The sequence below is a fragment of the Methylobacterium sp. W2 genome (genome assembly GCF_020662345.1).
Taxonomy (GTDB): domain Bacteria; phylum Pseudomonadota; class Alphaproteobacteria; order Rhizobiales; family Beijerinckiaceae; genus Methylobacterium.
Window position 1 is genome coordinate 75605 of sequence record NZ_VMOA01000021.1, and the last position, 10039, is coordinate 85643.

Sequence of the window (10039 nt, forward strand, 5' to 3'; positions counted from 1 at the left end):
TGGACGCCATGCCGCAAGCCGGGAGGGGGATGAGACTCTTGATCGGCATGCGATGCGCCCGAGTTCCGGGCACATGCCAAACTCTCCCGCCCTCCACACGACGATCTCCGACCCATGTACAGTGGTCTGCCTGCACTTCCTGGGAGGAAGCACGCGGGAATGGGAGCCGGTCACTGCTCTTCTCGACGACCTCGCTCGCGTGGTGGCGCTCGACCTGCCCGGCTTCGGCGATGCGGCCGCCGTGTCCGGCTATTCGGTGGAGGCGATGGCGGATCATGTGGCGGCCGGGATCGCCGCCTCCGATCCCGGTGGTCGATGGTATCTCGCCGGCCATAGCATGGGCGCAAAGGTGGCCCTGGCCCTCGCCAGGCGCGCCGAGAATGGTGCGCCTGATCTAGCGGGGCTCGCTGGTCTGGTCCTGCTTGGCGGTTCACCGCCGAGCCCGGAGCCGATGTCCGACGACAAGCGGCGGGAGATGATGGAATGGATATCTGCCGATGCGGAGACCCGCTGCCGTAAGGCTGGAGAGTTCATCGACCAGAACGCGGGCGCTCCCCTCGGCGAACCGCTTCGGACCCGCGCGGTGGAGGATGTCCTGCGCGCCTCTCCCGCCGCCTGGACGGCATGGCTGCGCGACGGCTCCCGTGAGGATTGGAGCCGCCGGATCGGCATCCTGCGCATCCCGGCCGTGGTCGTCGGCGGAACCGAGGATGCCGATCTCGGCGCCGCCGCGCAGAAGGCCCTGACGCTTCCGCATCTAGCCAACGGCCGACTCGTGTCCCTCGACGGCGCAGGGCACCTGCTGCCGCTGGAGCGGCCAGAGGCCGTAGCAAGCCTCATCGCGAATCTCGTCTCCGGGGAGCCGCTTCCAAAATCCGAGGCGCCCACCGTGCCGGAGCCCTATCGCGCGCTGATCGAATCCGACCGGGTGAACACGCGCCTGCGCGCGGCGCTTCTCGCGCGCACCGAGCCCGACGACCCGGTCTACCAGCCCGGATGTCTCGACCCGGTCGAACTCGCGCAGCTTCGCGCCGTCGTGGACAGGGTGTTGCCGCAGGACGGAATGAGTCGGATCGACATCGCGGCTCGGATCGACGCCCGGCTCGCTGCCGGATCCGGGGACGGATGGCGTTTTGCCAAGCTGCCGGCGGACGGCGCGGCCTATCGCGCCGCCCTGCGAACCCTGGATGCCGCTGCGCGGTCCGTCCACGGAATGCGCTTCCTCGGCCTCGACGGCGGCGCGCAGGACGCGCTCCTGACGGCGGTGGCTTCCAGCGAACCCCTCTGTCCAGACGGACCGGAGGATGGGCTCGATGCCGAAGCGATGAGCCTGTGGTTCGAGGATCTGCGCAGCGATGCGGTGCGGATCTATCTCGCCCACCCCGCCAGCCTCGCCCGAATCGGCTTTTCCGGGATCGGCGCGGGCGGCGACGATGCGGAAACTCTGGAGGGCTTCGTGCGCGTCGGCATCGCGGACCCGGAACCCTGGGAACCCTCCGCTCTCAAAAAGTCCTCCACCCTCGGGGAGGCCGGACGATGAAGCTCGATGCGATGCGTCGCCACGCAACCACCGACACCGTCGATGTCGTCGTCATCGGCACCGGCGCGGGTGGCGCGCCGGTGCTCGCCCGCCTCGCGGCGGCCGGGCTGAAGGTCGTCGCCCTGGAAGCGGGACCGAACTTCGACCCCGCGCGCTTCGCCTTCGACGAGACCCTCGCCGACGAGATCTACTGGACTGACGAGCGCCTCAGCGGCGGTTCGACACCGGAGGCGTTCGGCGCCAACAACAGCGGCACCGGGGTCGGCGGCTCCACCCTGCATTGGGGCGCCTTCACGCCCCGCGCCGACGAGCGCGACCTGCGCCTCTACTCCGAGACCGGAATGGGGGTGGATTGGCCCCTCGGTTACAAGGACCTGCGGCCGTTCTACGAGCGCGTCGAGGCGTTTATCGGCGTCTCTGGCCCCGCCGCGTACCCCTGGGATCCGGGCCGGCGCTATCCTCTCTCACCGGTCCCACGCAACGCGCCGGCCCAGGTGATGGCGACGGCCTGCGACCGGCTCGGCCTGCGCACCGCCGATTCACCGGCGGCCGTGGTCTCGGGTGACTTCCCCCAGGAGGGCGGCGACCTGCGCCGGGGCTGCATCAATTGCGGCTATTGCCACCAGGGCTGCCGCAATGGCGCCAAGACCAGCATGGACGTCACCTACCTGCCCCATGCCGTGGCCAACGGCGCGGAAATCCGTCCGGATTGCCGGGTTCACGGGCTCGAGCGCGACCGCGAGGGTCGGATCACGTCCGTGATCTACCGGCATGACGGCGTCGATCATCGCCAGCGTTGCGCGGCGGTCTATCTCTGTGCGGGCGCCGTGGAGACGCCCCGGCTCCTCCTGCATCTCGGGCTCGCCAACGGCAGCGGCCAGGTCGGGCGCAACTACATGGGCCATGTGGCGACCCAGGTGTGGGGGACGTTCGAGGCCGAGATGCGGATGAACCGTGGCTATCCCTCGTCGCTCATCAGCGAGGACATGGTCCGCCCCGACGATGCGGATTTCGCCGGCGGCTACCTGATGCAGAGTCTCGGCGTCCTGCCGCTGACCTGGGGCAATTCGGTGGCGCGGGGGCGCGGCCTCTGGGGGCGGGCGCTGACCGAACATCTCAGCCGTTACAACCACATGGCGGGGATCGGCATCAACGGCGAGACGCTGCCCTGCGACGCCAACGTGCTGGTCCTTGCCGACGAGGTGGACGCGTTCGGGATGCGCAAGGCCCGCATCGATTTCGGCTATTCTTCCAACGAGGACCGGCTGAACGCCCATGCGACGCGGACCATGACGGCGATCTGGGACGCCGCCGGCGCCACCGATATCTGGGTGCTGGAGCGCGTCGCTCACACGATCGGGACGTGCCGGATGGGCCGGAGCGGCGACAGCGCCGTGGTCGATCCCCAGGGCCGGAGTTTCGAGATCCCGAACCTCTGGATCAGCGACGGATCGACCTTCCCGAGTTCGCTGGCCGCCAACCCGGCCCTCACCATCATGGCCCTGGCCCTGCGCTCGGCCGAGGCGTTCCTGGGCCATCCCTCCTGACGGATTCGGGGGGAACGCGACCGCCATTCCCCGGTTGGATTCACCGCAACGCGACGAGGTTTCAAGCGCCATGACCACGAAGATTTCCACGAAGATTTCCACGAAGAATGCCCGCGAGGGTGCGCATGGCGAAATCGGCCTCGCCAAGGGCGAACGGGTCGCCATGCGGATGTGGCGCCACGAGCCGCCGACGGACGACAAGCCGAGCGCCAGCCGGCCCTACGAGACGGTGGGCTACGTCATTTCCGGCCGGGCCGAACTCACGGTCGGCAGCGAAACGGTGACGCTGGAGCCCGGCGATTCCTGGCTCGTCCCGGCCGGCGCCGAGCACACCTACACGATCCTCGAAGAGTTCACGGCGGTGGAAGCCACCGCTCCGCCGGCCGCGTAGACGGAGTACCCGCCGAACCTACGGCGGCGATGTCAGACCAGACATGACAAGGGCCGGATCGATCTCGATCCGGCCCTCTTTCGATGTCGTATCGCAATAAGAAGACCCGCCTTACGCGCCGCCCCATTGCATGGTCAGGCCGCCATCGACCACGAGGGTATGGCCGGTGACGTAATCGGCATCGTCCGAGGCGAGGTAGAGGATCGCCTTGGCGATCTCGTCGGGCTGGCCGGCGCGGTGCCACGGGATGCGTTCCAGGGAGGCTGCGAGCTTCTCCGGGTTCTCGAACCGGTCGCTGGTCATCGGCGTCTCGATGAGGCCGGGGGCGACGTTGTTGACGTTGATCTTGTCCTCGGCGAGCTCGCGCGACAGGCTGCGGCAGAGGGAGCCGACACCGGCCTTCGACATCCCGTAGGGTGCGCTTTCCGGCGTCGGCAGGTGCTGGGCCACCGACGAGACGATGACGATCTTGCCGCGCCCGCCATGAGCCCGCCGGACCTTGATGAAGGCGCGGGCGCAGAAGACCGGACCCATCAGGTTGACCCGCAGGATCTGCTCGAGCTTGCCGTCGTCCATCTCGGCCACCGGCATGCCGCTCATGGCCTGACCGGCATTGTTGACGAGGATATCGAGGACGCCGAACTCCGCCGCCACCTTGGCGAAGGTTGCCTCGACGGAGGCCGGGTCGCCGACATCGTCCTGGATCACGAGGCATGTGCGCCCCGCCGCCTCGACCCGGCGGGCGGTCTCCCGCGCGCCGTCCGCGTCGGTGTTGTAGGTGATCGCCACGTCCGCGCCCTCGCGCGCGAACAGTTCGGCCGCAGCCTGCCCGATACCGGAATCCGCCCCGGTGATCAGAGCGCGTTTGCCCTGTAACTTCATGCCTGTCCCATCCGTGCGAGAAAGGGTGCGCGGCCCTGTCGTGGCCAGCGGTCACCTATGATCTTCAGGACAATGGACTGCGGAAAACGCGGTTCCCGGGGTGCGGCATCGGCGGGGAGGGGTGCCCCTCCCCAGGCTCAGGTGATGACGCTCGGCTCGGTGCGCCCGGTCTTGCCGGCGATGTCGGCGATGTCGCGCGCCGCCTGGACGACCGGGGCGAGGACGGAATCCGGCGCCAGATCGAGGCGGTCCGGGGCGTTCTCGTAGCGCTCGATATAGACCCTCAGGGTCGCGCCCGCGGTGCCGGTGCCGGAGAGGCGGTAGACCACCCGCGCATCCTCGGCGAAGCTGATGCGGATGCCCTGCTGCGCCGTCACGGAGCCGTCGACCGGGTCGACATAGCGGAAATCGTCCGCCGCCGAGACGGTGAGATCGCCGAACCGGCGGCCGGGCAGGCTCTCGATCTGCGTGCGCAGCCCTTCCATCAGGCGGTTGGCGCTCTCGGATTCGATCTCCTCGTAATCGTGGCGGGTGTAATAGTCGCGGCCGAACGCGGTCCAGTGCTCGCGCACGATGGCGTCGGCGCGCTTGCCCGTCGCCGCCAGGACGTTGAGCCACAGCAGCACGGCCCAGAGCCCGTCCTTCTCGCGAACGTGGTTCGAGCCGGTGCCGGCGCTCTCCTCGCCGCACAGGGTGATGAGGCCGGCATCGAGCAGGGTTCCGAAGAACTTCCAGCCCGTCGGGGTCTCGTAGGCGGGAATGCCCAGCGAGGCCGCGACCCGGTCGGCCGCGCGGCTCGTGGGCATCGAGCGGGCGATGCCCGCCAGGCCGGAGGCGTAGCCCGGCGCGCGATGGGCATGGGCGGCGAGGATCGCCAGGCTGTCGCTCGGGGTGACGAAGAGGCCGGGCGCCACGATCATGTTGCGGTCGCCGTCCCCGTCCGAGGCCGCGCCGAAATCCGGCGCGTCGGCGCCCAGCATCAGCGCGTAGAGCTCATGGGCGTGGACCGGGTTGGGATCGGGGTGGTGGCCGCCGAAATCCTCCTCCGGCGTGCTGTTCACCACCGTGCCGGCCGGGGCGCCCAGCGCCCCTTCCAGGATGGCGACGGCGTAGGGGCCGGTCACCGCACTCATGGCATCGAACCGCATCCGGAAGCCGGACGCGAACAGGCGGCGGATCGCGTCGAAATCGACGAGTTCCTGCATCAAGGCCGCGTAATCGGCCACCGGGTCGATGACGGACACGACCATGCCGTCGATCCTGGCCTCGCCCACAGCGTCGAGGTCGAGATCCGGCACGTCGGCGATGCGATATTCGGTGATCGCCTTCGTGCGCTCGTAGATCGCGGCGGTGACGGATTCCGGCGCCGGTCCGCCATTGGCGGCGTTGAACTTGATCCCGAAATCCCCGTCCGGCCCGCCGGGATTGTGGCTCGCCGACAGGACGATGCCGCCGATCGCCCCGTGCTTGCGGATGACGCAGGAGGCCGCCGGGGTGGAGAGGAGCCCGCCCTTGCCGACGAGGACCCGACCGAAGCCGTTGGCGGCGGCGAGCTTCAGGGTCGTCTGTACCACCTCGCGGTTGAAGAAGCGGCCATCGCCGCCCACGACCAGAGTCGCGCCCTCGCGGTCCGGGATGATGTCGAAGATGGACTGGACGAAATTCTCGACGTAGCGGGGCTGCCGGAAGACCGGAACCTTCTTGCGAAGGCCCGACGTCCCCGGCTTCTGGTCAGAGAATGGCGAAGTCGGCACGTGCCTTGAAGTCATCCGCGAAAGCCCTCGTTGTCGGCGGGGACAACACAACGGCTGGTCCCTGCCGGTCAACCACCCAGAGTACGGGGAGGGGGAAAGATTCTCGGGAACCGGCTCACCGCGACCCCCGGCCCCGGGTGCCCTTTCTCCGCTTCAGAGACTGGAATGCGACGCGACGCCTTCGGCAAACGAGATCGTCAGGACGGTCATGCCCGCCTCGTCGACGATTTCGAATGAGCGGTCCAGGGCTTCGCTCAACGTCGCGCCGCCCACGAGCGCATCGGCGACGATCTGCTTGATGCCGATCACGGCGTCGTTGCGCAGCTCGTCCACGGAGGCGAACTCGTCTCCGTCCGAGTCGCGATGGAGACCGTTGCGATCGCGCAGGTTGAGAAAGTACCGCGGCATGCCGACCTCCTTGTCGTGACGACCCGACCGGCCGTTGCAGACGCCTGGCCCGCGAGGGAGCCACGCACGAAACCGGATGGCGATCCCGCCCTCGGCCCCGTCGCCGGGCTCAAAGTGCCTGACAAAACTCCCGGTCAGGAGGGGGCTCGCTCAGCGTACGACGGCGCAGCGGACGGTGTGTGAACGACACTAGACCGCGGCTTGCCCTTCCACCCGGAGATAGCCGGCCTTGAACTCGGCAAGGGATTTCAGCCTGGACCAGTCGAGAATCTTGAGACTCTTGCCCTTGAGTTCGATCAGTCCCCGGCGCCGCAGCTCCTGCAGCGACCGGTTCACGTGCACGGTCGTCATCCCCGTCGTATCGGCCAGCTCGTGCTGGGTCATGGGGAGATCGCAGCTGTCTTCCGTGGCGAGGCCGACGGCCCGCATTCTCACGAGGAGTTCGCAGAAGAGATGCGCGATCCGTTCGAGGGCCGAACGGCAGCCGATATTCACCAGCCATTCGCGCAGCGTCGCCTCGTCGATCAGGGCGGAGATGCGCAGCGCCCGGGCGATCGCCGGATGATTCTCCGTGATCTCCCGCAGGGTCGGGGTGGCAATGCGCGCGACCTTGCAGGGGGAGAGGGTCGCGATCGTATGATCGAGGCGGTTCAACAGGGTGATGTCGAGATCGCAGGTATCCCCCGGCACGAGGTAGGCCGTGATCTGACGAGCACCGTTGGCGCGCTGTTTGAACCGGCACCCGATCCCCTCGGTGATGAGGACGATGTCGCTGTGCGGCTCGCCTTCCCGGGCGAGGTTGGTGCGGGCTGGGACGTCGCGGGCAACGGCTGTGATCCGATGAAGCACGTCTCTGTCGGCTTCGTTGAGCGAGACGAAGCCTTCGAGCTTCTGGACAAGCGGATTGAACACGCTCTCCATCGTATTCGAGATTCTATTCCGCGACAATGCTCAATATCTCTATCTATAGGTATCTAATCTTCTTAAAATAGCACTCTTTCCAATGCGACTACAACGAGCCGTCGCAGTGAAAACGTATAAAACATCATGATCGTGAGGCGGTCGCCATCGTACTAAAGTCGTAGCCGAGCTTCGGAGTTCGTCCGCCGGCTCGGTGGCAATGGTCTGGGAATTCCAGAGGGCGGATAAGGACGTGCCTGCGCATCTGCCCGATCCGAACACGTAAAGTCGTGTCGACATTTCGCCGCACCTTCGATCTCGACAGAAAACGCGACGGCCCCAAGCGCGGCGTTTTCGAAGGGATGCGCCTCGTCGAGGCGGGTCTCATAATAATTTATTGATCGCGCAAGATCAACTAACATTGATTGGTCGGATGTCGTACCATCTCGAAGACGATCCGCCTTTGGTATTGCGTCATAGTGCGAGAACGACAGGGTGATGAGGGTCGTTCATCGGCGAGGCGGGCGACAACGACTTCTCTGCGCACAAGCTCGACATTCGCCGGGGGCTCGCCCTGACTGGATGGGGCGGCGTTGCAGCATCGAGGTCTGTGCGGCTTGCCATCGGCCCGGATACGTCCCGGCCGATTCTCGCGTCATCCTCGGTTCACGGCTCCGGTACGACGTCATCCGTGATCAGGCGTCGGTACTCGGCCTCCGGTATGCCGTAGCTGTCGCCCGCGATGAGTTCGAGCTTCTCACGGTCGACGATCTCGATATGGGACCTGCGTGCCCGGATCGTTCCCGCCCCTTCGAGGATATGGATCGTCGTCGTCACGCCGGGGCGATGGACACCGAGCATGACGGACAGGAACTCGTGGGTGATGGGGAACTCGTCCCCTTCGACCCTGTCGTGGCACATGAGAAGCCAGCGAGCCAGCCGCTCTTCCAAAGTATAGCTGCCGTGCGACAGGGCCGTCTGGGCCGTGAACAATTGAAAGATGTGAGCGTAGCGCATCATCACTTTGCGAAACGCGGGTCTTTGTTCGATCAGGCCGCAGAACGCGGCCTTGCTCATCCGCAAGGCTTCGCCATCGATCTGAATGAACGTTTCGTGGGGCGTGGAATCCACATCGAACAGGAGCGGCAGGCCGGTCGCTCCCTCGGAGCCGATGATGCCGACCTCGATCCGCCTGCGGTCCCGCGTGCCGACCACGACCGAGGCGACACCGCTTTCCAGGAAGTGCACATGGGTCAGCGGCTCGTTCGGCCGGGCAAGGACGTCCTTCCGCCTGAGCTCGACCCGCTCGAGGACAGCCAGGATGGCCGCATGATCGTCCGGCGGCATCCGGGAGAGGAGGCTGTTGCGAGGGGCGTTTTGGGAGGAAATGACCATGCCTGCGTCCCGATGAGACGGCGTTCCAGTTGGTGTTTCTCACAGAGATCCCATCGCGCCGTCGTGCCCCGAGAGTAAGGGCCGACGGTGACCGGGAGTTCTGTGAGGCACTCTTATGTGCCGCTCATCAACGCCGAAAGTCGATCATGCCATAGCAACGCCGCGGAAATCTCAACAAGTGAAGCATCTTCATTTGTCGAATTTCATCGTCGCTGGAACTTTATGTGCGTAATCGTACGTCTGGCTTGTCTGAAGCGCTCCGTCAAGTCCTCAATATCAGACCGTTCGAGGCAGTCCGTATTCTTGTCGGCTCGCTTAATTTTTTGATTTCTTCCGTTCCGGCCTAGCTTTCCAGATGTCCGAATACGCTGTGCGGCGACGGTGTACGCCCATCCTGTAAGCGAGGGTGCTGGGCGGTGTGTCGTCACCTGTACCAATGCGCCCGCACCGCGTCATCCGCTGCCTCCGGGCCAAGCCCTGTGCGGTCGGGAAATGTCTTTCGCATCGGCGCGGGAATTGCGTGTCCGTTTCGGTGCGGATGGGAGGCGAGCGAACACCGTCCGTCCTGTCCGTCGCCGCGCATGGGCGGTCTGTCCGGCGAGGGCTGGTCCCAGCTTTCCTGTCCCGGCAGGTTTCCTTTCCCGGCAGGACGGTGACGCACCGGCAGGGCAGTTCGTCGGGCGGGAAGTAGGGTCGCGTTCTGGTACCTCGGCGAGGGCGGCTCCCATTGTCACCCTTCCGAGATAAATTTATCGCATGGGAGCCTCCGGGGCCGGATGGTCCGGGGAGACTTCAAGCGACCGGACCATCGTCGTATTGTCCTCTCGAACGGAGAGATCTGTGCCTAATTTCCTCAAAGCGATCATCATGACGGTCATCGCATTCGCCTCGGTCTATTACCTGACGGGTAATCCGACGATGGCGGTGGCGCTGTCGCTCATTCCGCTCCTGCTCGGCCTGGTGAGGGTGATGCATGGGTTCGCCTATAGCTTTGCCGCCTTGTGCCTGATCGGTGCGGTGGCCTGGTCCGTGGCCCCGGTCGATACGAAGACGATGGTCCGGGCGGAGGTCGAGAAGACCGGCGTCAAGATCACGGCCCGCTGACGGCGACGAGGCCATCGGCCTTCGGCCCTCCCACCGCTTTGGCGCGCTCCACGGGGATCTGATAGGATCGTCTCAAGGTGCGCGGGCGGGGATGGGTGCGATGGAAGAGGGCAGGGGC

9 protein-coding genes are annotated in these 10039 nt (G+C 66.3%); 4 read left to right on the top strand and 5 right to left on the bottom strand.

All coding sequences use genetic code 11. The features are described 5' to 3' along the window. Window positions 1-73 precede the first annotated feature (73 nt). The 3 genes from FPV16_RS13585 (at window position 74) to FPV16_RS13595 (ending at window position 3478) form a co-directional block, all read left to right on the top strand. On the top strand, window positions 74-1540 hold the full coding sequence (locus tag FPV16_RS13585) for an alpha/beta hydrolase (protein WP_227438939.1): 1467 nt from the start codon (window positions 74-76) through the stop codon (window positions 1538-1540). After that, window positions 1537-3087 carry a GMC family oxidoreductase gene (locus tag FPV16_RS13590; RefSeq protein ID WP_227438940.1) on the top strand — a complete coding sequence of 517 codons (1551 nt, stop codon included), beginning with the start codon at window positions 1537-1539 and terminating at the stop codon, window positions 3085-3087. Before FPV16_RS13585 ends, FPV16_RS13590 begins: the two co-directional genes overlap by 4 nt. Window positions 3088-3157: 70 nt before the next feature. Then, window positions 3158-3478 (top strand): cupin domain-containing protein, encoded by a 321-nt coding sequence (locus tag FPV16_RS13595; protein ID WP_264483841.1) that lies wholly within the window; start codon window positions 3158-3160, stop codon window positions 3476-3478. Between the two features lie 111 nt (window positions 3479-3589). Here FPV16_RS13595 and FPV16_RS13600 read toward each other — a convergent pair whose 3' ends face one another. The 5 genes from FPV16_RS13600 to FPV16_RS13620 form a co-directional block, all read right to left on the bottom strand. Continuing rightward, a complete protein-coding gene (locus tag FPV16_RS13600) occupies window positions 3590-4360 on the bottom strand; it encodes an SDR family NAD(P)-dependent oxidoreductase (RefSeq protein ID WP_227438941.1) in 771 nt (256 codons plus the stop codon). 137 nt (window positions 4361-4497) lie between these two features. Next, window positions 4498-6129, bottom strand: coding sequence for an alpha-D-glucose phosphate-specific phosphoglucomutase (locus FPV16_RS13605; RefSeq protein ID WP_227438942.1), 1632 nt, complete (start codon window positions 6127-6129; stop codon window positions 4498-4500). A gap of 138 nt (window positions 6130-6267) precedes the next feature. Continuing rightward, window positions 6268-6522, bottom strand: coding sequence for a DUF6894 family protein (locus FPV16_RS13610; protein ID WP_413629296.1), 255 nt, complete (start codon window positions 6520-6522; stop codon window positions 6268-6270). Window positions 6523-6711: 189 nt separating this feature from the next. Continuing rightward, a complete protein-coding gene (locus FPV16_RS13615) occupies window positions 6712-7443 on the bottom strand; it encodes a Crp/Fnr family transcriptional regulator (RefSeq protein ID WP_227438944.1) in 732 nt (243 codons plus the stop codon). A 645-nt stretch (window positions 7444-8088) separates the two neighbouring features. Further along, a complete protein-coding gene (locus FPV16_RS13620) occupies window positions 8089-8817 on the bottom strand; it encodes a Crp/Fnr family transcriptional regulator (protein ID WP_227438945.1) in 729 nt (242 codons plus the stop codon). Between the two features lie 867 nt (window positions 8818-9684). Between FPV16_RS13620 and FPV16_RS13625 the strand changes: the two genes are divergently transcribed. After that, on the top strand, window positions 9685-9921 hold the full coding sequence (locus FPV16_RS13625) for a hypothetical protein (RefSeq protein ID WP_227438946.1): 237 nt from the start codon (window positions 9685-9687) through the stop codon (window positions 9919-9921). The last annotated feature ends 118 nt before the right edge of the window (window positions 9922-10039 follow it).

Bases quoted from the DNA above. Each gene is read 5' to 3' on its own strand.
- FPV16_RS13600 (WP_227438941.1), bottom strand. From the start codon at position 4,360: ATGAAGTTACAGGGCAAACGCGCTCTGATCACCGGGGCGGATTCCGGT.
- FPV16_RS13590 (WP_227438940.1), top strand. From the start codon at position 1,537: ATGAAGCTCGATGCGATGCGTCGCCACGCAACCACCGACACCGTCGAT.
- FPV16_RS13620 (WP_227438945.1), bottom strand. From the start codon at position 8,817: ATGGTCATTTCCTCCCAAAACGCCCCTCGCAACAGCCTCCTCTCCCGG.
- FPV16_RS13585 (WP_227438939.1), top strand. From the start codon at position 74: ATGCCAAACTCTCCCGCCCTCCACACGACGATCTCCGACCCATGTACA.
- FPV16_RS13610 (WP_413629296.1), bottom strand. From the start codon at position 6,522: ATGCCGCGGTACTTTCTCAACCTGCGCGATCGCAACGGTCTCCATCGC.
- FPV16_RS13625 (WP_227438946.1), top strand. From the start codon at position 9,685: ATGACGGTCATCGCATTCGCCTCGGTCTATTACCTGACGGGTAATCCG.
- FPV16_RS13605 (WP_227438942.1), bottom strand. From the start codon at position 6,129: ATGACTTCAAGGCACGTGCCGACTTCGCCATTCTCTGACCAGAAGCCG.
- FPV16_RS13615 (WP_227438944.1), bottom strand. From the start codon at position 7,443: ATGGAGAGCGTGTTCAATCCGCTTGTCCAGAAGCTCGAAGGCTTCGTC.
- FPV16_RS13595 (WP_264483841.1), top strand. From the start codon at position 3,158: ATGACCACGAAGATTTCCACGAAGATTTCCACGAAGAATGCCCGCGAG.